The 22,989-nt window shown below is 66.1% G+C and carries 20 protein-coding genes, 1 tRNA gene and 4 pseudogenes; 3 read left to right on the forward strand and 22 right to left on the reverse strand.

The window, feature by feature from the left end; translation table 11 throughout:
- Positions 1 to 87: 87 nt before the first annotated feature.
- From ACPFMJ_RS17795 to ACPFMJ_RS17805, 3 genes are all read right to left on the reverse strand, one after another.
- Positions 88 to 249, reverse strand: coding sequence for a hypothetical protein (locus tag ACPFMJ_RS17795; protein ID WP_424361246.1), 162 nt, complete (start codon positions 247 to 249; stop codon positions 88 to 90).
- A 137-nt stretch (positions 250 to 386) separates the two neighbouring features.
- Positions 387 to 722, reverse strand: coding sequence for an HdeA/HdeB family chaperone (locus ACPFMJ_RS17800; RefSeq protein WP_424361247.1), 336 nt, complete (start codon positions 720 to 722; stop codon positions 387 to 389).
- Positions 723 to 772: 50 nt separating this feature from the next.
- Entirely contained in the window at positions 773 to 1,036 is a 264-nt protein-coding gene (locus ACPFMJ_RS17805; protein ID WP_424361248.1) for a hypothetical protein, read from the reverse strand.
- A 272-nt stretch (positions 1,037 to 1,308) separates the two neighbouring features.
- Here ACPFMJ_RS17805 and ftsH point away from each other — a divergent pair, with 272 nt between their 5' ends.
- The gene (ftsH, locus tag ACPFMJ_RS17810; RefSeq protein WP_424361249.1) at positions 1,309 to 3,150 is read left to right on the forward strand and encodes an ATP-dependent zinc metalloprotease FtsH; all 1,842 of its coding nucleotides are present in this window, start codon (positions 1,309 to 1,311) and stop codon (positions 3,148 to 3,150) included.
- A gap of 15 nt (positions 3,151 to 3,165) precedes the next feature.
- Here the strand turns inward: ftsH and ACPFMJ_RS17815 are convergent, their stop codons facing one another.
- The 3 genes from ACPFMJ_RS17815 to ACPFMJ_RS17825 all read right to left on the reverse strand — a co-directional run bounded on the left by ACPFMJ_RS17815 (position 3,166) and on the right by ACPFMJ_RS17825 (position 8,069).
- Complete coding sequence (locus tag ACPFMJ_RS17815; protein WP_424361250.1) at positions 3,166 to 3,957, reverse strand: enoyl-CoA hydratase; 792 nt, start codon at positions 3,955 to 3,957, stop codon at positions 3,166 to 3,168.
- An 81-nt stretch (positions 3,958 to 4,038) separates the two neighbouring features.
- The gene (locus ACPFMJ_RS17820; protein ID WP_424361251.1) at positions 4,039 to 6,450 is read right to left on the reverse strand and encodes a penicillin-binding protein 1A; all 2,412 of its coding nucleotides are present in this window, start codon (positions 6,448 to 6,450) and stop codon (positions 4,039 to 4,041) included.
- Positions 6,451 to 6,809: 359 nt separating this feature from the next.
- The gene (locus ACPFMJ_RS17825) at positions 6,810 to 8,069 is read right to left on the reverse strand and encodes an N-acetylmuramoyl-L-alanine amidase (RefSeq protein ID WP_424361252.1); all 1,260 of its coding nucleotides are present in this window, start codon (positions 8,067 to 8,069) and stop codon (positions 6,810 to 6,812) included.
- 730 nt (positions 8,070 to 8,799) lie between these two features.
- Here ACPFMJ_RS17825 and ACPFMJ_RS17830 point away from each other — a divergent pair.
- Positions 8,800 to 11,811: pseudogene (locus ACPFMJ_RS17830) on the forward strand (Rne/Rng family ribonuclease).
- A 6-nt stretch (positions 11,812 to 11,817) separates the two neighbouring features.
- Here the strand turns inward: ACPFMJ_RS17830 and ACPFMJ_RS17835 are convergent.
- On the reverse strand, positions 11,818 to 12,990 hold the full coding sequence (locus ACPFMJ_RS17835; protein WP_424361253.1) for an aminotransferase class I/II-fold pyridoxal phosphate-dependent enzyme: 1,173 nt from the start codon (positions 12,988 to 12,990) through the stop codon (positions 11,818 to 11,820).
- A gap of 96 nt (positions 12,991 to 13,086) precedes the next feature.
- On the opposite strand from ACPFMJ_RS17835, the gene ACPFMJ_RS17840 reads away from it, so the two are divergent.
- The gene (locus ACPFMJ_RS17840; protein WP_424361254.1) at positions 13,087 to 14,385 is read left to right on the forward strand and encodes an MgtC/SapB family protein; all 1,299 of its coding nucleotides are present in this window, start codon (positions 13,087 to 13,089) and stop codon (positions 14,383 to 14,385) included.
- Between the two features lie 90 nt (positions 14,386 to 14,475).
- Here the strand turns inward: ACPFMJ_RS17840 and ACPFMJ_RS17845 are convergent, their stop codons facing one another.
- The 15 genes and pseudogenes from ACPFMJ_RS17845 to ACPFMJ_RS17915 all read right to left on the reverse strand — a co-directional run bounded on the left by ACPFMJ_RS17845 (position 14,476) and on the right by ACPFMJ_RS17915 (position 22,954).
- Complete coding sequence (locus ACPFMJ_RS17845; RefSeq protein WP_424363907.1) at positions 14,476 to 14,742, reverse strand: thioredoxin family protein; 267 nt, start codon at positions 14,740 to 14,742, stop codon at positions 14,476 to 14,478.
- A 24-nt stretch (positions 14,743 to 14,766) separates the two neighbouring features.
- Positions 14,767 to 15,737, reverse strand: a pseudogene (locus tag ACPFMJ_RS17850) (acyl-CoA carboxylase subunit beta); the annotation flags it as partial.
- Positions 15,641 to 16,072, reverse strand: coding sequence for a carboxyl transferase domain-containing protein (locus ACPFMJ_RS17855; protein WP_424361255.1), 432 nt, complete (start codon positions 16,070 to 16,072; stop codon positions 15,641 to 15,643). The gene ACPFMJ_RS17855 and the pseudogene ACPFMJ_RS17850, both read right to left, overlap by 97 nt.
- Positions 16,073 to 16,114: 42 nt before the next feature.
- Entirely contained in the window at positions 16,115 to 16,405 is a 291-nt protein-coding gene (locus tag ACPFMJ_RS17860) for a hypothetical protein (RefSeq protein ID WP_424361256.1), read from the reverse strand.
- A gap of 230 nt (positions 16,406 to 16,635) precedes the next feature.
- Positions 16,636 to 16,711, reverse strand: a tRNA-Val gene (locus tag ACPFMJ_RS17865).
- A 142-nt stretch (positions 16,712 to 16,853) separates the two neighbouring features.
- Positions 16,854 to 17,135, reverse strand: coding sequence for an HU family DNA-binding protein (locus ACPFMJ_RS17870; RefSeq protein ID WP_424361257.1), 282 nt, complete (start codon positions 17,133 to 17,135; stop codon positions 16,854 to 16,856).
- A gap of 289 nt (positions 17,136 to 17,424) precedes the next feature.
- Positions 17,425 to 17,766 carry a S16 family serine protease gene (locus ACPFMJ_RS17875; protein WP_424361258.1) on the reverse strand — a complete coding sequence of 114 codons (342 nt, stop codon included), beginning with the start codon at positions 17,764 to 17,766 and terminating at the stop codon, positions 17,425 to 17,427.
- Between the two features lie 61 nt (positions 17,767 to 17,827).
- Positions 17,828 to 18,172, reverse strand: a pseudogene (locus tag ACPFMJ_RS17880) (S16 family serine protease); the annotation flags it as partial.
- Positions 18,169 to 18,261 carry a hypothetical protein gene (locus ACPFMJ_RS17885; protein WP_424361259.1) on the reverse strand — a complete coding sequence of 31 codons (93 nt, stop codon included), beginning with the start codon at positions 18,259 to 18,261 and terminating at the stop codon, positions 18,169 to 18,171. The gene ACPFMJ_RS17885 and the pseudogene ACPFMJ_RS17880, both read right to left, overlap by 4 nt.
- The gene (locus ACPFMJ_RS17890; RefSeq protein ID WP_424361260.1) at positions 18,251 to 18,727 is read right to left on the reverse strand and encodes an AAA family ATPase; all 477 of its coding nucleotides are present in this window, start codon (positions 18,725 to 18,727) and stop codon (positions 18,251 to 18,253) included. The genes ACPFMJ_RS17885 and ACPFMJ_RS17890 overlap by 11 nt, the downstream gene beginning before the upstream one ends.
- Before the next feature lie 184 nt (positions 18,728 to 18,911).
- A complete protein-coding gene (locus ACPFMJ_RS17895) occupies positions 18,912 to 19,859 on the reverse strand; it encodes an LON peptidase substrate-binding domain-containing protein (protein WP_424361261.1) in 948 nt (315 codons plus the stop codon).
- Between the two features lie 295 nt (positions 19,860 to 20,154).
- Positions 20,155 to 20,484 (reverse strand): hypothetical protein, encoded by a 330-nt coding sequence (locus ACPFMJ_RS17900; RefSeq protein WP_424363908.1) that lies wholly within the window; start codon positions 20,482 to 20,484, stop codon positions 20,155 to 20,157.
- Positions 20,485 to 20,557: 73 nt separating this feature from the next.
- Positions 20,558 to 21,046: pseudogene (locus ACPFMJ_RS17905) on the reverse strand (AAA family ATPase); the annotation flags it as partial.
- A 26-nt stretch (positions 21,047 to 21,072) separates the two neighbouring features.
- Positions 21,073 to 21,423, reverse strand: a complete 351-nt coding sequence (locus ACPFMJ_RS17910; RefSeq protein ID WP_424361262.1) for a ClpX C4-type zinc finger protein — start codon at positions 21,421 to 21,423, stop codon at positions 21,073 to 21,075.
- A 313-nt stretch (positions 21,424 to 21,736) separates the two neighbouring features.
- A complete protein-coding gene (locus ACPFMJ_RS17915; protein ID WP_424361263.1) occupies positions 21,737 to 22,954 on the reverse strand; it encodes a 6-phosphofructokinase in 1,218 nt (405 codons plus the stop codon).
- Positions 22,955 to 22,989: the final 35 nt, after the last annotated feature.

A 22,989-nucleotide genomic window follows, 5' to 3' on the forward strand; every position in this document is an offset into this window, starting at 1 on the left:
GGCGCAACATCCCCGCTTTTCAGCCAAGCGCCGCGCGCGAAAACGGATGGCGCGGCGCTTGTTATCGATGGACTGCTCGCCTCACGCTCACATAAAGGACCCGAAAAAGGCGCCGCCAATTCCCGCCAGCACGGCCGTCGCAACGACGCCCGGCAAGCCGAACAACGCGCCGCCAATTCCCGCCCCCAGAATAGCGCCGACGATCCCGCCGACAGTGGCCATCGTCATGTGTTCTCTGGCTGAAATCATGGCTTCCTCCATGACAAAGCCCCTCGCTGCAAGGGGCGTGTGTGGGAGGTAGAGCGAGCTTTGCAGAGGGCAATGGGCCGTGCGGCGCCTCGATAAAAAACACGCGGCCGGGCGTTCGAACCCAGCCGCGCCTTTTGTTAGCGACCCTCGCGCTCTTCCTTGAAGATCTTGTCGAGGGCGTGGATGATTTTCTCGTCGCGATGCGCCTTGCAATAGACGATGAGCATATGCTCTTCGCCGGCGACGCGCGCATAATGATAATAATGCTTCTTCGCGAGGCCGTTGTACCAGCCGGAATACCAGTTAGCGAGCGCGTTGGCGTCTTCCTGATATGTGTCGGCGAGCTGGGCGCAGGTCAGCGCCTGCACGTCGATGAAGCCGTTCTTGTCGACGTAGGTGTCGAGGCCTGTAGCCGCCCAGGCGCTTCCCGCCAAAGCGAGCGCGGCGGCTGCGCCCAGAAATCGAATACGCATTTTCATTCTCCAGCTTGGTGAAACAGTTATGAGGAGCCGAATGGCTGCGCTTACTGCTCGGACAGACCGCAGACGTTTATGCCTTCGTCTTTGAAGCAGCCGTTGCGGTCGCATTGCGCGCGCGCCATCGCGCATTTGTCGATGCATTTGGCGCTCTTTTCGCCACCCTTTGGAAACTGGGCGGCGCAAGTGTTGAAGCACTGGTCATAAGCCTGTGAACAGGTCTTGAGCGCGGGCCCCGCCTGCGCAAACGCCGGCGTCGCGATCGCCTGCGCGCAAAGCGCCAAGACCGCCATCCATCTCAGTTTCGACATGCTGCCCCCCTGCATTCATTTCATCCCTTTGCGCATGACTGAGCCGCCATGTGCAGCGTTAGCCTAGCAAAGAGGGGGGCGCGGCGACAGGCGGGTTCCACAGGAAAACGCTGACATTGCGGGTGGTTAAACTGCCATTTTCGGCCAGGGCGACGAATTGCGCCGAGGGCGTTGGGCATGCGACAAAATGTCGGCGGTGGCGAAGCTTTCCTAACGTCGCGATCGGTCGCCAAACTATTCCGAACGTAATAAGGCGCGAGAGGGCGATCGGCGTGGATCAATCGAACGAGAAACCCAAGACCCACTTCGACATCGGCTATGTGCTTCTCGCCGCCATCGCCGTCCTCGTCTTTCAGCAGCTTCTCGAGACCTACAGCCGGACCCAGGTCGTCGCTTACAGCGAATTTTACGACATGCTTCGGGAGGGAAAAATCGCCGAGGTCGATGTCGGCGACAAGCTCGTGCGCGCCAAGCTGAAAAAGCCGCTGCCGGACGGGCGCAAGGAGATCGTCGCGGCGCGCGTCGATCCGGAGTTCGCCCAGGAACTGGAGGCGGCGAAGGTCAAATATACGGGCGTCGCGGAAAGCGGCTGGATTTCCACGCTGCTCTCCTGGGTCATCCCCGCTGCGATCTTCTTTTTCATCTGGAGCTTCATTTCGCGCCGCATCGGACAGGGCCTGGGCTCCGTCATGTCCGTCGGGCAGAGCAAGGCCAAGATCTTCGTCGAGAAGGACATCAAGATCGGCTTTCGCGACGTCGCGGGCGTCGACGAGGCCAAGGAGGAGCTTCAGGAAGTCGTCGCCTTCCTGAAAGACCCCACGACTTATGGCCGGCTCGGCGCGCATGTCCCCAAGGGCATTCTGCTCGTGGGGCCGCCGGGCACCGGCAAGACCCTGCTCGCCCGCGCGGTCGCGGGCGAGGCCGGCGTCCCTTTCTTCTCCATCAATGGTTCTGAATTCGTCGAGATGTTCGTCGGCGTCGGCGCCGCGCGCGTTCGGGATCTTTTCGCGCAGGCGCGCGCGACGGCGCCTTGCATCATCTTCATCGACGAACTGGACGCGCTCGGGCGGGCGAGGGGAATCGCCGGACTGAGCGGCGGCCAGGACGAGAAGGAGCAGACGCTCAACCAGCTTCTGAGCGAACTCGACGGCTTCGATCCCACCAGCGGCGTGGTTCTGCTCGCCGCGACGAACCGCCCGGAAGTGCTCGATCCCGCCCTATTGCGCGCGGGGCGTTTCGATCGTCAGGTCTCGGTCGATCGGCCCGACAAGAATGGTCGGGCGGCCATTCTCGAGGTTTATCTGCCGAAAGTCAGATTGGCCGAAGATGTGAACGCGGCGCAGATCGCCGCCATGACGCCGGGATTCACGGGAGCGGACCTCGCCAATCTCGTGAATGAGGCGGCGATGGTGGCGACGCGCCGCAAGGCCGATTCCGTTTCAGCCGTCGACTTCATCGCGGCCATCGAGCGCGTCCTCGCCGGTCCGGAGAAGCGCAAGCGGATTCTCAATAGATTGGAGCGCAGGATCGTCGCCTACCACGAAATGGGCCACGCCATCGTGGCCATGTCGCTTCCGCATGTCGATCCGATCAAGAAGGTGTCGATCATTCCGCGCGGGCTCGGCGCGCTCGGCTACACCATGCAGATGCCGACCGAAGACCGCTATCTGATGACGCGCGCGGAACTGCTCGACAGAATGACGGTGCTGCTGGGCGGCAGGGCGGCCGAAACGCTCGTCTTCAAGGAAGCGACGACCGGGGCCGCGGACGATCTGCAGCGCGCGACGGAGATGGCCCGCGCCATGGTCGCGCGCTACGGGATGGAGAAGGAAATCGGTCAGGCGTCATTCGTCGCGGAGCGTCCCCGCTATCTCGACATTCAGCAACTCGGGGGGCGGCCGTCCGAGATAAGCGAGCAAACCACCGCCCGGATCGATCAGGCGATCAGTCGGCTTGTGGAAGAGGCCTTCGAGCGGGCGACGGCGATCCTGAGCGCCCACGCCGCGATCCATCGCGACACGGCCGAGCGTCTCCTGGAGAAGGAAACTTTCGGCGAGACCGATCTCGATGTGATCGCGGCTCAACTGAAAACCGCCGCGCCGCCCAACGCGTAAAGAGGCGCCCGTTCGTCACCGGGACCAGTTCGGCGCCCGCTTTTCGAGGAATCCCGCGATCCCCTCCTGCGCGTCCGCCGCCAGCATGTTCTCGACCATCACGGCGCTTGCGAGGTCATAGGCCACGCTGAGCGTCTTCTCGCGCTGGGCGTAGAAGGCCTGCTTTCCGAAGCGGATCGCCTGCGGTGATTTTTGCGCGATCTCGCTTGCGAGCATCAGCGCGCCGGTGCGGGCGCCGTCCGCCGAGATGCGGTTGACGAGGCCGATGCGCAGCGCCGCCTCGGCGCCGATGGGCGCGCCCGTCAGCAGCATCTCCATGGCGTGTTTGGGCGCGACATTGCGGGAGAGCGCCACGGCTGGCGTCGAGCAGAAGAGGCCGATATCCACCCCCGGCGTGCAGAAGCGCGCGCGCGGCCCCGCGACGGCGAGATCGCAGCTCGCGACGAGCTGGCAGCCGGCCGCGGTCGCCATCTCGTCGACGGCGGCGATCACCGGAACCGGCAGGGCCACGATCCGCTGCATGACCGCCGAGCAGGCGCGCATGGTTTCATCGAAGAAGGCGCGGCCGCGGTCGGGATCGTTGCGATGCGCCGTGAGCTCCTTGAGATCGTGCCCGGCGCAAAAGGCCGGGCCTTCCGCTTGCAGGATCACGACCCGCAGGTCCACGCGGTTCGCGATCGCGCTCAATCGATCGGCAAGCGCCGCCAGCATGGCGAGCGACAGGGCGTTGCGGGAGGCGGGGCTGTTCAGGGTCAGCGTCGCGACGCGACCCGACTCGGCGAACGATACGAGGTCGGCGGCGGTCATTTCGGACCTTGGGATGCTGGTGACGGCATGTTCAAAAAATAGAGCGGCCGGAAACTTTCGTCTCCGGCCGCTTTGAAGGGATCAGTAAAGCCCGCCCGTCCCAGTGCCGACCCTCTGGTCGACGTCGTGCTGGGTGTTGAGCTGGCGGGGGCCGTCTCCGCCGCCGCCGCCCGAATAGGAATCCGGCGGGGCGGTGCCCGGCTTGAAGGCCCAGAGCTCGCCGCCGCTCGCCGCTCGCAGGCCGCTGCCGGGGTTGACCGAGATCAGCTTGATGCCCGGCGGCACGCGGAAAGGCGTGTCCGGCTTGTCCTTGAGCGCCGACGTCATGAAGTCGCGGAAGATCGGCGCGGCGAAGAGCGCGGCCTGGGCGTGGCTGCCCATGGAGCGCGGGCGGTCGTAGCCGATATAGACGCCGACCGCGAGGTCCGGCGAATAGCCCACGAACCAGAGGTCCTTGGCGTCGTTGGTCGTGCCCGTCTTGCCGGCGAGATGCTTGCCCACCGACTTGATGGAGACGCCCGTGCCGCGCTGGATGACGTGCTCCATGATGGAGGTGATCTGATAGGCGGTGAGCGGGTCGAGAACCTGCTCGCGCTTGTCGATCAGCTTGGGCTCGTTCTGATTGTCCCACTTGCCGGCGTCGCAGCCCAGGCACTGGCGCTCGTCGTGGCGGAAGACGGTCTTGCCCCAGCGGTCCTGCACGCGGTCGATCAGCGTCGGCTTGATGCGCTTGCCGCCATTGGCGAGCATCGAATAGCCGGTCACCATCTTGAGCAGGGTGGTCTCGCCCGCGCCGAGCGACAGCGAGAGATAGGGCCCCATATCGTCATAGACGCCGAAACGCTTGGCGTATTCGGCGATGAGCGGCATGCCGACGTCCTTGGCGAGGCGCACCGTCATCATGTTCTTGGAGTGCACGACGCCGTGATCCAGCGGATGCGCGCCGGTGCCGTGGCCGCCCTCGAAGTTTTCGGGCGTCCAGTAGCTGCCGTCGGCCTGCTGGATGGAGACAGGTTCGTCGAGGATCGAGGAGGAGGGCGTGTAGCCGTTGTCGAGCGCGGTGGCGTAGACGAAGGGCTTGAAGGAGGAGCCCGGCTGGCGCAGCGCCTGGGTCGCGCGGTTGAACTCCGACTGGTCGAAGGAGAAGCCGCCGACCATGGAGAAGACGCGGCCCGTATAGGGGTCCATCGCCACCATCGCGCCGGAGATTTCCGGAATCTGGCGCAGGCGGAAGCGGCCCGGATTGCCGGCCATGGGCTCGACATAGATGACGTCGCCGACGGAGAGCGCGCTGCGCGGGCTGCGGCCCGTCCAGCGCATGCCTTCCGCCGTGAGGAGACCCGTCTCGCGTTCGCGCTCGACTTCTCCCGAGGCCTCGTGACCCGGCTGGAGGCCGACGCGGGCGCCGGCGTCGTTGACGTCGAGCACGACGGCGAGGCGCCAGGGCTTGATGTCGCCGAGCGCGGGGATGGCCGCGAGCGGCACGCCCCAGTCGGACGACACGTCGATATGGTTCATCGGGCCGCGGAAGCCATGCGCCTCGTCGAAGCGCACGAGGCCGTCGGCCAGCGCCTTGCGGGTCCAGGCCTGCATCTTGGGGTCGAGCGTCGTGCGCACCGAGAGGCCGCCCTCATAGAGGCCCTTCTCGTTATAGCGACCGAGCAGCTCGCGGCGGACTTCCTCGGCGAAATAGCCGGCCACATAGGTGTTCGGCGACAGGGCGCGCGGATTGACGCCGAGCGGTTCGGCCTTGGCCTTCTCCGCCTCGTCATGCGTGACCACGCCGTCGGCCTCCATGCGGTCGATGACGTAGTTGCGGCGCTCTATGGCGCGCTCGCGATGCTGGAAGGGGTGGTAGTTGTTCGGGCCCTTGGGCAGGGCGGCGAGATAGGCGGCTTCGGCCAGCGTCAGCTCGTTGACCGACTTGTTGAAGTAGTTGAGCGCGGCGGCGGCGACGCCATAATTGCCGAGGCCCAGATAGATCTCGTTGAGATAGAGCTCGAGGATGCGCTCCTTGGAATAGGCCGCCTCGATGCGGAAGGAGATCAGGGCCTCGCGGATCTTGCGGTCGATGGAGCGCTCATTGCCCACGAGGAAGTTCTTGGCGACCTGCTGGGTGATGGTCGAGGCGCCCTGAACGTGGCGGCCGCCCTGCGCGAGCACCATCACCGCGCGGGTCACGCCTTCCGGGTCGATGCCGTTGTGCGAGTAGAAGTTCTTGTCCTCGGCCGAAATGAAGGCCTGCTTGACGAGCGGCGGGATGGCCGAGCTCGGCAGGAACAGGCGGCGTTCGCGAGAATATTCGGCGAGAATCGACCCGTCATTGGCGTGCAGGCGCGTCGTGACCGGGGGCTCGTAGTTCCGAAGCTGCGCCGTGTCCGGCAGGTCTTTCGAATAATAATAGACCAGCGCCGCGACCGCCACGGACCCGATCAGGAAGACGATCGTGCCTGTAGCGAACACAAAGCCTAGAAACCTTGCGAGAAGTCGCATGAATATCTTCCTCTCAGCGGGCGGGGAGGGCCCGTGGCTTATCGCCTCGACTTATATGGTCCCGGTCGCCGCATTTCGCAGGGCGCGCCGACCGGCTGCGCGACGCGGCGCTTCGACGCCGGCGCGCGTGAACTTTGTCCGGATGGGTCAACTCGAAAACGGAAAAACACCCGTCGGTCGCCGATTGGCTCGGCTTTGCTTTAGCATCGCCCACGCCCGCCAATCCAGTTACTTTTGGCCCACTCGCCGTCTGCCGCCCTTGTGGCCGGACCGTGTCGCGCAGACGTCGCTCGTCTCCCATCGCGACTGGAGGGGCTTTTTTCCATCCAGAGCCACGAGGAATGACGCGATTTTGTGTTTTATTGTGGGCGCGGGGGGGCGGCGGGTGCGCGGGCCTCGCGCAGGCGGGCGGCGAAAAAGGCCTCGATCGCCTCTGCCGTCTTGCCGGCCGCGCGGTCGCGCCAGTCGGGCGAGGTAAGCCGCGCCAGGTCCTTTTCGCTGGAGAGATAGCCGAGTTCGAGCAGGACCGACGGCACGTCGTAGGACTTCAGGACCACGAAGCCGGCGGCGCGGGCGGGGTTCTTGTTGAGCCTGCCCGCCTCCTTCCAGCGGCAGATCAGCGTCTGCGAGAACTGGGCGCTGAAGGCGCGCGTCTCGCGCTGGGTGAGCTCGAAGAGAATGTCGCCGACCTGTTCGACGTCTTCCTTGCTGTCGAGGCCCGCGGCCTTGTCGGCGAGATTCTCCTTCTCGGCGATGCGCGCCGCCTCGGCGTCGGACGCCTTGGTCGAGACGGTATAGACCGTCGCGCCCTCGACATGGCCCTCCGCCAGCGTGTCGGCGTGGATCGACAGGAAGAGGGCCGCGTTGTTTTGATGGGCGATTCGGACGCGCTCATTGAGCGGAAGGAAGACGTCCTCGGCGCGGGTGAGGACGGCTTTCAGCCGGCCCCCGGCCTCCACCTTGGCGGCGAGCGCCTTGGCGAATTCGAAGACGATCGCCTTTTCCTGCTCGCCATGCTTGCCCGTCGCGCCCATATCGACGCCGCCATGGCCGGGGTCGATGACGACCACCGGCTTGTCCGACGCCGCGCTCGGCTCGGCTGCGCTTTGGGCGGGCACCGGCTCGGACCGCGCCGCCTCGGCCGCGCTTTCGGCCGCCGCGGCGTTGAAATGCGCCTCCGAGGTCGGCGCGAGGTCGATCACGAGGCGGGTCCCGTCGCTGGCGGTTTCGGTCTCCGCCCGCGCGATCCGCGCCGGGCCGGCGAGATCGACCACGACGCGCGAGCGCCCGGGCGCGAACTGGCCGTAGCGGTATGATTTGACGAGCTTGGACCCGGCCGGGGCGCGGCCTTCATGGGGATCGATCCGGAAGGCGACTTCCGGCAGGTCGACGATCACGCGCGCTGGATTGGCGACGAGGCGGGCGGCCGGCTTGACCGGGCCCGTCATTTGGAAGACGAGGCGCGCATGGTCCGCGACGGTCTCGACGCGGCTCGCCACCGCCTGGACCGGCGCGGCCGTCTCCGCCGCGAGGGCCAGGCCAAGGCCGAGGCCTGCGACGATCGCGCCGGCGGCGGGCCCGTAAAGGCTCGAAATCCGACGGAAAGGCGGCTGTGGCATGGCCCGGGTCTCGCAAAATTTCGTCAACGCGCAGCGTTTGTATAAACCATTTTGTAAGCGCGTCTCTTAAGGGAAGGTTAGCTTCCACACACGCTTGCGCCAATATATCGCCCGATTGCGCTTTTGGCGCGAATCGTCGCATCCGCGGCGCTTGCGCGTTACGCGGGCGCCCGTTAAGAAGGATTTGCGCTCTGTGGGAGTCCGCTGACGCAGCCCGACGGCAAGCGCCATTAAAAAATCGGGCCAGCAGATTTCCAGGACGGGCTGACGTCTTCCGTCACGCGCGGCCTTGGCCGGTTGTGACGCATACTCGCCGCTTTCGGGCGTCGCGAAAGGTTTTTTGACGATCTCATGGCCAGGACCATGATATGCGCAGCTGCGAAGGTTCGCCTCGCCCGGTTCGACCGCGCGATGTGGCCCCGCTCACTTCGCGCGCGTCTTGGTTTCTTCCACGCGGGCCGCGACGCTGACGATTGTCGCGCCTGGGGTCGTCATATTGTTCCGCCATCCGCCGTCCATCCCGACCTCAACGGGCGTGCGGCGTTTGGCTCAGGCGATCTGTCCGCCGGCGGTCGCGCCGGCCAGTGCGTTCAGGGCCTCCGGCCCTTCCCCCTATCTCCGACAACATGCGTCCGCGCCTTTGCGCGGCGCCGAGCGGTCGCCGCGTCCCTGATCGGACTGCGGCGCGCCCCGCCGGCCGCCGCGCGCGCGACGCTCCAAAGAGTCCCCCATGGCCAACAAAATGCTTATCGACGCCTCCCACCCGGAGGAAACCCGGGTGGTGGTGTTACGCGGTAACCGCGTTCAGGAATTCGACTTCGAGGCTGCCGACAAGAAACCGCTGCGCGGCAACATCTATCTGGCGAAGGTCACCCGCGTGGAGCCCTCGCTCCAGGCCGCCTTCGTCGATTACGGCGGCAATCGCCACGGCTTCCTCGCCTTCGGCGAAATTCATCCCGATTATTATCAGATCCCCGTCGCGGACCGTCAGGCGCTGCTCGAGGAAGAGAGCCGCGCCCATCGCGAGCACGAGGAGGAGGAGCATCGCCCGCATAGCGGCGGCGGTCGCCGCCGCTCGCGCCGTCGCCAGCACGAGGGCGCCGAGAAGCGCGCCGCGGCCGACGAGGCGATGGTGAGCGAACCTGTCGACGTCGAGGCCCTGATCGAGGCCGCGCAGGAGCACGAGGCGGGGGACGAGGGCCTTTCCGCCGAGAGCGCCCCTGAAGGGGAGCCGGTCGCGGAAGCCGAGGCCGTCGCGGAAAGCGCCGAAGAGGCCGCGCCGACCGACGTCGAGGTCGAGGCCGAAGCGGTCGAGGCTGTCGAAGCTGTTGAAGTTATCGAGCCGGTCGCCGAGGAGGCGCATCACACCATTTCCGTCGACCCGGCCGGCTTCGGCTCGGTCGAAGAGGGCGCGCCGGAAGAGTTCTCCGACGAGGCCCCGGCGCCCGACCATGAGCTGAAGGCGCGTCGCCAGGACGAGCGCGACGAAGAGCGTGAGCGTGAGGAAGCCGGCGAAGGCCAGGAGTTCGGCGAGGGCGAAGAGAGCGACGAGGGCGAGGAAGAAACCGTTACGGCTCGCGCGCCCCGCGAATCGCATGACGAGGATCACGAGGACGACGAGCACGACGAGGAAGAGCACGTCGAGCACATTGGCGGCGACGCCATGGACGAGGCGCCTTTCCGCGTCGCGCGCCCGCGCCGCCAGTACAAGATCCAGGAAGTCATCAAGCGCCGCCAGGTGCTCCTCGTTCAGGTCGTGAAGGAAGAACGCGGCAACAAGGGCGCGCGCTCACCACCTATCTTTCGCTCGCCGGCCGTTATTCCGTGCTGATGCCCAACACCGCGCGCGGCGGCGGCATCTCTCGCAAGATCACCGACGGCGCCGATCGCAAGCGCCTCAAGGAGATCGTCCACGACCTCGAAGTGCCGGAGGGCATGGGCGTCATCCTGCGCACGGCCGGCGCGACGCGCACCAAGGCCGAGGTCAAGCGCGACTTCGAATATCTGCTGCGGCTGTGGGAGAGCGTGCGCGAACTGACGCTGCGCTCCTCCGCGCCGACCCTCGTTTATGAGGAAGGCTCGCTCATCAAGCGCGCGATGCGCGATCTCTATGGCCGCGACGTGGAGGAGATCGTCGTCTCCGGCGACGACGCCTATCGCGAGGCCAAGGATTTCATGCGCATGCTCATGCCGAGCCATGCGAAGAACGTGAAGGTCCATCGCGAGCCGGTGCCGATCTTTGCGGAGGCGGGGGTCGAGGCGCAGCTCGACGCCATGTTCTCGAATCACGTAACGCTGAAGTCCGGCGGCTATCTGGTCATCAACCAGACCGAGGCGCTGGTCGCGATCGACGTGAACTCCGGCCGTTCCACGCGCGAGCACAATATCGAAGACACGGCGCTGCGCACCAATCTGGAGGCGGCGGACGAAGTCGCGCGCCAGCTGCGCCTGCGCGATCTCGCCGGCCTCATCGTGGTCGATTTCATCGACATGGAGGAGAGCCGCAACAACCGCGCCGTCGAGCGCCGGCTCAAGGACGCGCTGAAGAACGACCGCGCGCCGCATCCAGGTCGGCCGCATCTCGCATTTCGGCCTGCTGGAAATGTCGCGCCAGCGCATCCGCGCCGGCGTCGTCGAGGGGTCTACCGTGCAGTGCCCGCATTGCATGGGCGCCGGCCATGTCCGCTCCACCGCCTCCATCGCGCTGCATGTGCTGCGCGTGCTGGAGGAGGCGCTGCTCAAGAGCGCCGCGCACGACGTCACGCTGCGCACCCGCGCCGTCGTCGCGCTTTACATCCTCAACCAGAAGCGCGCGCATCTGCAGGCGCTGGAGAACCGCTTCGGCGTCCACATCACCGTCGCCGCCGACGACACGCTGACCGGCGCGACCTATCACGCGCTGGAGCGGGGCGAGCTCGCCTCGGGCCCGCGGATTCCGGCTGCGCCGGCGCCGCTGCGCGTCGACTCGATCCGCGCCGAGCCAATCGAGGAGGAAATCCTCGAAGAGGAGACGCTCGTCGAGGAAGAGGACGCCGAGGCCGAGGCCGAGGTCCGCGCGGGCGGCCGCCGCGAAGGTCGCGAGCCGCGCCGCTTCAATGGCGAAGAGGGCGAGGAGGGCGCACAGCGCTCGCGTCGCCGCCGTCGGCGCCGCGGCCGTGGCGGCGCAAACGGCAATGGCGAGCCGATGGCGCCGGGAGCCGAGCAGCCGTCGGACGAGGGCCTCGCCTTCATGGCGGAGATCGAGGGTCAGCCGGCCCCGCGTGAGCCACGCGAAGCCCGCGAGCCGCGCGGCCGCGGCCGCGGTCCGGGCCGCTGGCGTCGTTCCGCGCCGCTCCCGGAAGAATTCCGCGATCCGTCCGAACTCTTCCCGCTCGACGAGGGCGCGCAGGTTCTCGAAGGCTTCGTCTCGCCGAGCGAGGCGCATATGCCCGGCTTCGCGCCCGAGGCGGAAGCGGCCCCGCAGATGGCCGAGACGCCCGCATCGGAAACGCCGGTTGTGAGCGAGGCCCCCGAGGCGGCGGTTGAAGCTGCCCCCGCGGCAGCGGAAGCCGAGGCGCCGAAGGTCGAGCCCGCACGGCCCGAGCCGGTCGCCGAGGCTGCGCCCGCCGTCGAGGAAGCGCCGGTCGCGCCGGCTCCCACGCCGGAGCGCAAGACGTCCGAGGTCGTCATCACCGAAGCCGATCCGGCCGCGCCCAAAAAGGGCGGCTGGTGGCAGAAGGTGCGCACGCCCTTCGGTCAGTAAAAGAGGTCAGCGTCGGGGCTGGGCCGCGAGCCAAGCCCCGAGCCGCGCCGCGCCTTCCGCTACATCCGCCTCCGCGCCCGCATAAGAGAGGCGGACCGTCGTCGCCCCGCGCCTTGGATCGAAATCGAGGCCGGGCGTCGTCGCGACGCCCGCCTCGACGAGCAGGCGCTTGCAGAAGTCCATGGAATCGCCCGTAAAGCCCGAAACGTCCGCGTAGATGTAGAAAGCGCCGTCCGGCGGGGCGAATTTGTCGAGCCCCATCGCCGGCAGGCGTTCGAGCAGCAGCGCGCGGTTGCGCGCATAGGCGGCGCGGTTTTCCTCGAGCTCCTCCGTCGCGTCGAAAGCCGCCAGCGCCGCCGCTTGCGAGATCGTCGGCGCGCAGATGGCGAGCGACTGCTGCAGCCGCTCCAGCGGGCGCATCAGTTCGTCCGGGGCCACGAGCCAGCCGAGCCGCCAGCCGGTCATCGCGTAATATTTGGAGAAGGAGTTCACGACGATGGCGTTCGGGGTGAAAGCGAGAGCCGTCTCCGCCGGCGCGCAATATTCCAGGCCGTGATAGATCTCGTCCGAGACGAAGACGATTCCGGCCGCGTCGCAAAAGGCGCAGATGCGCGCGAGCTCTTGCTTCTCGATCACAGCTCCGGTCGGATTGGCCGGGCTCATGAACAGGGCGCCGTTGATCTTCTTTTCGCGATGGGCTCTTTCGAGCATGGCGGCGGTCGGCGCGAAGCGGGTTTCCGGCCCGACGTCGAGGGGGACCGCCTCGATCCCCAGTGAAGAAAGAATATTGGCGTAGGCCGGATAACCCGGCGCCGTGACGGCGATGCGGGCGCCCGCGTCGAAGGCGGCGAGCAGCGCCAGCATGAAGCCGCCGGACGAGCCGGTCGTGACGATAACGCGCCCGGGCGATATTTCGACGCCGTAGCGCGCGGCGTAACGCTCGGCGATGCGTTCGCGCAGGCGCAGATCGCCAAGCGCCTCGCCATAGCCGACCCGTCCGTCGCGCAAGGCCGCCTCGGCCGCCGCTCGCACCAGCCGGGGCGCGGGCGCGCCGGGCTCGCCAAGCTCCATATGGACGATATGCCGCCCCGCGCGCTCCAGCGCCTTCGCCTCCCGCAAAGCCTCCATCGCCATGAAGGGCGCGACGGTGGAGCGGTGGGAGGGGCGCAGGCGCGACATGATGCGGCTTCCGGACTGGTAAGGTTTTGGCGTTAATTGTCTCTAATGCAGCCGCGCGCGCGGCGCGAGTTTCTTGGGCCTGCGGGAAGCCTTCGAATGTATGAAACGACCACGGCCGAGCTGATCCAGCGGCTCTTCGTCGCCCTGGCGATCGGCTTGCTGATCGGTCTCGAACGGGGCTGGCGGACCCGGGAGGAGGCAGAGGGCGAGCGCGCCGCGGGGCTGCGCACCCACGGGCTCGCGGCGCTGCTCGGCGGCGTCTGGGGCGCCATCGCCATGCAATTCGCCCATGATGGCGGGGCGGTGGCGCTCGGCGCCGCCTTCCTGCTTTTCGGCGCGCTGATCGGCCTCTTCCGCTATCGGGAGACGCTCCACAACCAGACCTTCGGGGCGACGACGCTCATCGGCGTGCTGCTGGCCTTTGCGCTCGGCGCTTTCGCGGTCGTGGGCGACAGGCTGGCGGCTGCGGCCGCCGCCGTCGCGACGACCGCGCTGCTGGCGCTCAAGACCCTGCTGCATGGATGGGTCGAGCGCCTGACCTGGATCGAGCTGCGCTCGGCGCTGGTCCTGCTGGCGATGAGCTTCATCCTGCTGCCGGTGCTGCCGGACGAGGCCATCGACCGCTGGGGCGCGATCAATCCGCATGATCTTTGGCTGATGACCGTGCTGATCGGCGTCGTTTCCTTCGCCGGCTATGTCGCCGTGCGACTCGTCGGCTACCGGCGCGGCGTCGCCGTCGCGGGCATGGCCGGCGGCCTCGCCTCGTCCACCGCGGCGACGGCGGCTATGTCGCGGATGGCGGCGGAGCATCCGGGGCAGGTGAACGTCATCGCCGCCGGGGCGCTCTTCGCCAACGCCGTTATGGCGCCGCGCGTGCTCGCCATCCTGGCCTTCGTCAATCCCAACTTTGGCTTGCGTCTCGCGGCGCCGCTCGTCACGGTCGGCGTCGTCTATTTTCTCGCCGGCGGCGCGCTGATGATGCGCGGGGCCAGCGATGGCGACGGGGAGCGCGACTCGCTGACGATCGGCAATCCGCTCGATCTGCCGGCGGTCCTCAAGTTCGGGGCGCTGCTCGCCGCCGTCATGGTCCTCGCGAGAGTCGTGACGAAATTTGCGGGCAGCTCAGGCGCCTATGCGCTGGCGTTGATCTCCGGCCTTGCCGACGTCGACGCCATTTCGCTCGCCATGGCGAGCCAGGGCGTGACCGAGATCGGCGTCCGCGCGGCGGCGCTCTCCGTCATGCTGGCGATCTTTTCCAATACGGTCGTGAAGACGGGGATCGGCTGGGCGGTGGGCGGTCTGGCGATGGGCTGGCGCTTCGCGCTGGCCTCCACGCTCGCCCTCGGAGCCGGCCTGGCCGCCCTCGCCTTTCTTCCCCCGCTGCCGCCCTTGTGAAGCGGCGACCGCGCGGCTGGGGGGCAAAAAAAAGCGAGCCCGACATCGCGGCGTCGGCCGCAAGATCAGGCTCGCTTTGAAAAAATCGGGTCAGATCGCGGCGGTGATCCAGCGCGACAATTCGCCCTTCGGCGCGGCGCCGACCTTTTGCGCGGCGGCCTTGCCGTCCTTGAAGACGATGAGCGTCGGGATCGAGCGGATGCCGAGCTTCGAGGCGACGGCCGGGTTCTCGTCGATGTTGAGCTTCACGACCTTGATCTTGCCCTCCATCTCCGCTGCAATTTCTTCCAGAGCGGGCGCGATCATGCGACACGGAGCGCGCGCGCGAGCGATTCGCTTGCGCGTGGAATGCGGCATGATGACTTCGTCGATATAGCCGCGCTCGGCGGCCACGAAGGGCGACAGGAAGCGATCCTCATATTCCTTGGTGCGCTGCGCGATCTTCTCCGGGTCGCCGAGATCGGCGCGGAAGATGATCTCGACCGCGCCCTTCGCGCCCATGACGGCGATCTGCGCCGTCGGCCAGGCGTAGTTGACGTCGCCGCGCAGATGCTTGGACGCCATGACGTCATAGGCGCCGCCGAAGGCCTTGCGCGTGATGACGGTCACCTTCGGCACGGTCGCTTCCGCATAGGCGAAGAGCAAGTTTCGCGCCGTGCTTGATCAGGCCGCCATATTCCTGCGCCGTGCCGGGCAGGAAGCCGGAACGTCAACGAAGGTGACGATCGGAATGTTGAAGCAGTCGCAGAAGCGCACGAAGCGCGCGGCCTTCTTCGAGGCGTCGATGTCGAGCACGCCCGCGAGCACCATCGGCTGGTTGGCGACGAAGCCGACCGTGCGGCCTTCGATGCGGCCGAAGCCCACGACGATGTTCTTGGCGTGGGCTTCCTGAATCTCGAAGAAGTCGCCCTCGTCCACGACCTTCAGGATCAGCTCCTTGATGTCGTAGGGCTTGTTCGGATTGTCCGGGATCAGCGTGTCGAGCGACATGTCGACACGGTCGACATCGTCGAAGCTCGGCCACTCCGGCGGCGTCTCGGTGTTGTTGGACGGCAGGAAGTCGATGAGGCGGCGCATCTGCAGCAGCGCCTCGACGTCGTTGTCATAGCCGCGTCGGCGATCGAGCTCTTTGTGGTGTGCACCGAGGCGCCGCCGAGCTCTTCGGCCGTGACGGTCTCGTTGGTCACGGTCTTCACGACGTCCGGGCCGGTGACGAACATGTAGCTCGTGTCGCGGACCATGAAGATGAAGTCGGTCATTGCCGGCGAATAGACGTCGCCGCCGGCGCAGGGTCCCATGATGACGGAGATCTGCGGGATGACGCCCGAGGCCAGCACGTTGCGCTGGAAGACCTCGCCATAGCCGCCGAGCGCCGCGACGCCTTCCTGGATGCGCGCGCCGCCGCGTCGAACAGCCGATGATCGGCGCGCGGTTCTTGAGCGCCATGTCCTGCAGCTTGATGATCTTCTGGGCATGCGTCTCGGAAGCGAGCCGCCGAAGACGTGAAGTCCTTGGCGAAGACGAAGACCGCGCGGCCGTTGACCGTGCCCCAGCCGGTGACGACGCCGTCGCCGGAAGATACTTGCAGCGATCGTCTTCGAATTCCATGCCGAAGGAGTTCGATGCGCTCGCGGGCGGTGAGCGGTGCTGGGCGACGCTTGTTGCCGCCGCCGAGGCGCGCCGACATGTCGAACCCTGCTTCTTGTCGAACGAGCCGTGTCCGCGCTGGTCATGTAGCATCGGGAGGTGCGCTCGATGCGCTCGCGCGCGCATAGCGGGCGAGCATGGCGCGCAGCTTGCCGCTCGCGGACAATGCTGCGCGTCGATAATTGAACATGCGATGGATGCCGACGCGGCTCTGCGGCGGGATGACCCGCTTCTTGCCGCCCATCAGAGCGTAGACGCAGGCCGAGTAGCAGCGGCCCGACACCAGCGCCATGTTCTGCGATCCCTGCTCGGCGGCCGGGCGGGCGACGACCACGGCCATGCCGAGCCGGCGCATCGCCTGGCCGAGCTCCATGGAGGCGACGACCTTCCCGCGCCGGCGTCGAGGCCGACGACGCGGAAGCTCATGTCTTCGGCAAAGGCGGATGTCGAGGGAAAAAAGCTCTGTGCGACGAGACCAAGCGCGACAAGAGCCAAGGTCCTCAATTTCTGCATGGTCGCCCGCACCTCGTGAATCCCCGCCGGACCCAACCTAATTCCCAAAACGCGAGCGGCAAAGGACTTTCGCACTTCGTCGCGAAAAACTGGTGGGCGGTGAGAGGATCGAACTCCCGACATTCTCGGTGTAAACGAGATGCTCTACCAGCTGAGCTAACCGCCCTTGCCCACCTCCGGGAGGAGGTTGCGCGCACGGTTTTAGTGAGGGCGCGAACGGGAGGCAAGCGGCCGCTTGCGCCAAAAAGCGGAACGGCCGCCGGAGGCATCCGACGACCGTGCCCGGGCCGGAAAAATCGTCCGGCTGCTTACTTCGTCTTGTTGAGGGCGGTCTTCAGCGTCGCGCCGGGCTTGAAGCGGGCGCTCTTGGAGGCCGGAATCTTGATCTCTTCGCCGGTGGCCGGGTTGCGGCCCTTGCCGGCGGCGCGCTTCTTGACCGAGAAGGTGCCGAAGCCCACGAGGCGCACTTCGTCGCCCTTCTTCAGCGCCTTGGTGATCCCGTCGATCACGGCGTCGATCGCAGCCGCCGCCGCAGCCTTCGAGCATTCCGTCTCGGTGGCGACGTGCTCGACCAGTTCCAGTTTGTTCATGGCCTTTTCCTTCTTCTAGCGCGCTGCGAGGCCGGCGATCCCCGCGCGAAAGGCGGCGGCTCGAATCGTCGGCGCGTAGCGAGCGCGAGTGTTGGGTGCGAATCGCTGGAAAGGCAAGGGATTGGCCCGATAGACCCCCAGAAAATGCCGGAAAACCGGGAGAATCGAGCGTTGCACTGCGAAAAACCCGCAGAAAATGTGGCGTTTATGGGAGTTGGCGCCGGTCGAGCGAGACAAAAAAAGCCCCGTCCGGGGGACGGGGCTTTGTCATATCAATCGCTCAGGGCGATCAGTGCGCGCGCACGCCGGCGTCGTCCTCGGCGAGCGCCGCGGAGCGCTTGGCGAGGGCCGCGGCGTCCTCTTCCCAGACGATCGGAGTCGGCTGGGAAATGAGGGCGTGCTGCAGCACTTCCTCCATGCGGGCCACGGGGACGATTTCGAGCCCGTTCTTCACCGCGTCCGGGATTTCCGCCAGATCCTTGGCGTTCTCCTCGGGGATCAGCACCTTCTTGATGCCGCCGCGCAGCGCCGCGAGCAGCTTCTCCTTCAGGCCGCCGATCGGCAGCACGCGGCCGCGCAGCGTGATCTCGCCGGTCATCGCGATGTCGCGGCGGACCGGGATGCCGGTCATGATCCGAGACGATCGCGGTGGCCATCGCCACGCCCGCGACGGTCCATCCTTGGGCGTCGCGCCTTCCGGCACGTGCACATGGATGTCGCGGCTTCTCGAACAGCGGCGGCTCGATGCCGAAGTCGACCGCGCGCGAACGCACATAGGACGCCGCGGCCGAGATCGACTCCTTCATCACATCGCGCAGGTTGCCCGTGACGGTCATCTTGCCCTTGCCGGGCATCATCACACCTTCGATCGTCAGCAGCTCGCCGCCGACCTCCGTCCAGGCGAGGCCCGTGACGACGCCGACCTGATCCTCGAGCTCGGCCTGTCCGTAGCGGAATTTCGGCACGCCGAGATAGTCCGAGATGTTCTCCGCCGTGACGACGATCTTCTCCGTCTTCTTGAGGAGGATCTCCTTCACCGCCTTGCGGGCGAGGTTGGAGATTCGCGCTCGAGATTGCGCACGCCGGCTTCGCGCGTGTAGCGGCGGATGAGCTCTTCAGCGCGCATCTTCGATCACCATCCACTCTTCCGGCTGGAGGCCGTGCTTGTGGACGGCGCTGGGGATCAGATGCCTGCGCGCGATCTCCAGCTTCTCGTCTTCCGTGTAGCCGGCGATGCGGATGATCTCCATGCGGTCCATCAGCGGCGCAGGGATGTTCAGCGTGTTCGCCGTCGTCACGAACATCACGCTCGAGAGGTCGTAATCGACCTCGAGATAATGATCGTTGAAGGTCGCGTTCTGCTCGGGATCGAGCACCTCGAGCAGGGCCGAGGACGGATCGCCGCGGAAGTCCATGCCCATCTTGTCGATCTCGTCGAGCAGGAAGAGCGGATTGGACGTCTTGGCCTTGCGCATCGACTGGATGAGCTTGCCGGGCATCGAGCCGATATAGGTGCGGCGATGGCCGCGGATCTCCGCTTCGTCGCGCACGCCGCCGAGCGACATGCGCACGAATTCACGGCCCGGTCGCACGTTGCGATCGATTTGCCGAGCGAGGTCTTGCCGACGCCGGGCGGACCGACGAGGCAGAGGATCGGGCCGGTCAGCTTGTTCGCGCGGCTCTGCACGGCGAGATATTCGAGGATGCGCTCCTTGACCTTCTCCAGGCCGAAGTGCTCGGCGTCGAGAACGTCCTGCGCCTGCTGGAGGTCGCGCTTCACCTTGGAGCGTTGCCCCACGGGATCGACAGCAGCCAGTCGAGATAGTTGCGCACGACCGTCGCTTCCGCCGACATGGGCGACATCTGGCGCAGCTTCTTCAATTCGGCGGTCGCCTTGTCGCGCGCCTCCTTCGAGAGCTTGGTGTTCTTGATCCGCTCCTCGAGCTCGGCGAGATCGTCCTTGCCGTCCTCGTCGCCCAGCTCCTTCTGGATCGCCTTCATCTGCTCGTTGAGATAGTACTCGCGCTGCGTCTTCTCCATCTGGCGCTTGACGCGCGTGCGGATGCGCTTCTCGACCTGCAGGACCGAGATTTCGCTTTCCATCAGCGAGAGGCACTTCTCCAGGCGGCGGGCGACGTTGAGCGTCTCCAGCACGTCCTGCTTGTCGGCGATCTTCACCGAGAGATGCGAGGCGACCGTGTCGGCGAGCTTCGAGTAATCCTCGATCTGCGTGACGGTGCTCACGATCTCGGACGAGACGCGCTTGTTGAGCTTCACATAGCTCTCGAACTCGGAAACCACCGAACGGCCGAGCGCCTCGACCTCGACCGGATTGCCGGGATCGTCGGCGAGCGCCTCGGCGTCCGCCTCGTAGAAGTCGTCGGCGCGCGAATAGTTGCGCACGGCGGCGCGGGCCACGCCCTCGACCAGCACCTTCACGGTGCCGTCGGGCAGCTTCAGAAGCTGCAGGACGGAGGCGAGCGTGCCGATGGAATAGATAGCGTCGGTCGCCGGATCGTCGTCGCCCGCGTTCTTTTGCGTGGCGAGCAGGATCAGGCGATCGCTCTTCGTGACTTCCTCGAGCGCGCGGATCGACTTTTCGCGCGCGACGAAGAGCGGAACGATCATGTGCGGGAACACGACGATGTCGCGCAAAGGAAGGACGGGGTAGCTCTCAATGGCTCCCGGCGTTATGGCGTCGCGCTTTTCATTGCTCATCTTCATGTCCTGCTTTCGTTTGCGCATCCCGCCCGGCGGCAATGCGAAAAATGCGAGCGACAGTATCGGTCGGAACTAGCAAGACCCAGGCCGCAAACTCAGCCAAATGACTCCCCAGCCAGACCTCGGCCGCAGGGACGCTCGCTCACGCGTCCAAGCGCCACAGGGGCGACGGCGTAACAGCCCGCACGGCCCCGTTAACGCAGGAAATGGGATACTCAAACAAGCGATTCAAGGACGGCGTGAAAGTGCGGGGCGAGGCCCCGTGTCGCCGTCCTGAAATTCTCTGACGGCGCGCGCTTTAAGCGCTAGCGCCGCTCTTCTCGCTGCGCTCGGCGTAGATATACAGCGGTCGCGCTTTGCCTTCAACGACTTCCGGCCCGATGACGACCTGCTCCACGCCTTCGAGGCCAGGCAGATCGAACATCGTATCGAGCAGAATGCCCTCCATGATCGAACGCAGGCCGCGCGCGCCGGTGTGCCGCTCGATCGCCTTGCGCGCGACGGAGGTGAGCGCCTCGTCCTGGAAGGTCAGCTCGACATTCTCCATCTCGAACAGGCGCTGATACTGCTTGACCAGCGCGTTCTTCGGCTCGGTCAGGATCTTCTTGAGCGCCGTCCTCGTCGAGATCTTCGAGCGTGGCGATGACCGGCAGACGGCCGACGAATTCGGGGATGAGGCCGAACTTCAGCAGGTCCTCGGGCTGCACCTGGCGGAAGATGTCGCCGGTGCGGCGTTCGTCCGGAGACTGAACCGTCGCGCCGAAGCCGATCGAGGTCGAGCGGCCGCGACGCGAGATGATCTTCTCGAGGCCGGCAAACGCACCGCCGCAGATGAAGAGGATGTTCGTCGTGTCGACCTGCAGAACTCCTGCTGCGGATGCTTGCGCCCGCCCTGCGGCGGCACGGAGGCGACGGTGCCTTCCATGATCTTGAGCAGCGCCTGCTGGACGCCTTCGCCCGACACGTCGCGGGTGATCGAGGGATTGTCGGATTTGCGCGCTGATCTTGTCGATTTCGTCGACATAGACGATGCCGCGCTGGGCGCGCTCGACATTGTAGTCGGAGGCCTGCAGCAGCTTCAGGATGATGTTCTCGACGTCCTCGCCGACATAGCCCGCCTCGGTGAGCGTCGTCGCGTCGGCCATCGTGAAGGGCACGTCGAGGATGCGCGCGAGCGTCTGCGCCAGCATCGTCTTGCCGACGCCGGTCGGGCCGATCAGCAGGATGTTGGACTTCGCGAGCTCGACGTCGCCATGTTTGGTGGCGTGGTTGAGGCGCTTGTAATGGTTGTGCACCGCGACCGAGAGAGAACGCGCTTGGCCTGCGCCTGGCCGATGACATAGTCGTCCAGAACCTTGCAAATCTCACGCGGGCGTCGGGATGCCGTCGCGCTGCTTGACCAGCGAGGTTTGTTCTCTTCACGGATGATGTCCATGCAGAGTTCGACGCATTCGTCGCAGATGAAGACGGTCGGGCCGGCGATGAGTTTGCGGACTTCATGCTGGCTCTTGCCGCAAAACGAGCAGTAGAGCGTGTTCTTGGAATCGCCGCCGCCGACTTTGCTCATGATTTTCTCCTGATGAATCGACCCGTCGCGCGAATCGATCCAAGCATATGATCTAACGGCCTCGGCCTAACAAAAGGTGGAGAGAACCGTCTGGCGTCTCTCCCTCTCCCGAGGGCCCGGCCCTTCCGGCGCATGCCCCGGCGCCTGTCGGACCGCGCGGGACGCTCTCTCCTCCGCGCGCCCCTATTTTATTTTAGACGCGCCGGAATTTGCAACCTTGTCACAAATCGTGGGGTTAGCAAGAACGGCGCCCCGCCTTCGGCCTTGCGGTCCCGGCCGGGGCGCTCCCGGCCGGGCCAAGCCCCAAAGCCTTTCACGTCAGGATCTTGGGGACCCTGTTGAGTCTCAGCCGGAAGGCGTCCGGCATGCCGCTGCCGAGGAGCGGACGCAGATACATCCGGAAGGCGTCGGTCACGTCCGTGCCGCAGGGGCTGATGAATTCGTCCGGCATCACTTTTGTTTTGGCGGCGATTTGTTCAAGTGGGGTCAGCTGGTAATCGACCGAATAAAAGCCCGTGCGGTGGATGGTCACGGAGCCGTCGCGATCGCCCCAGATGGCGTATTGCACAGCCTTTTCACCCACTTCGCGCGCCTCGCGCTGGTCGACGTCCGAGACGCAGCCGACGAAGCTCCTTTGGACATAGCCGAAAGTGTCGGCGCGAACGCGCTTGAAGCCGAGGCGCTTCTTGACGAGCTCGGTCAGCTCGTCGGCGAGCGCGCCGCCGCCCAGATGCACATTGCCATGGGCGTCGCGCTCCACCTGCTCGGCGAGCTTCTCGGCGATCGGCACGTGGTTCTCGTCGCAAACGCCTTCCGACACGGCGACGACGCAGCGGCCATATTTGTCCATGGTCGCCTTCACGTCGGCGAGGAACTTCTCGATCGAGAAGGCGCGCTCCGGCACGTAGATGAGGTGCGGGCCGTCGTCCGGGAACTTCTTGCCCAGCGCCGAGGCGGCGGTGAGGAAGCCGGCGTGGCGGCCCATGACGACGGCGATATAGACGCCGGGCAGGGCCCAGTTGTCGAGATTGGCGCCGGCGAAGGCCTGGGCCACCCAGCGCGCCGCGGAGGGGAAGCCGGGCGTGTGGTCGTTGACCATCAGGTCGTTGTCGATGGTCTTGGGGATGTGGACGGCGCGCAGCGGATAGCCGGCGTTCTTGGCTTCCTCGGAGACGATGCGGACCGTGTCGGAGGAGTCATTGCCGCCGATATAGAAGAAACATCCCACGCCATGGGCGCGCAGAACCCTGAAGATCTCCTGGCAATATTTCAGGTCCGGCTTGTCGCGGGTGGACCCAAGCGCCGAGGAGGGCGTGTTCGCGACCATTTCGAGATTGTGCGTCGTCTCCTGCGTCAGATCGACGAAGTCCTCGTTGACGATGCCGCGCACGCCGTGGAAAGCGCCATAGACGCGCTCGACCTCGCGGAACTTGCGCGATTCCAGCACCGCCCCGACGAGCGACTGGTTGATGACGGCGGTCGGGCCGCCGCCTTGCGCGACGACGACTTTGGAGAAATCAATGGACGACACGCGAGGCTCCTGTCCAAGTGCTGTGCGAATTCGCG

Origin of the sequence: Methylocystis parvus (genome assembly GCF_049675845.1) — a bacterium.
Classification (GTDB): domain Bacteria; phylum Pseudomonadota; class Alphaproteobacteria; order Rhizobiales; family Beijerinckiaceae; genus Methylocystis; species Methylocystis parvus_A.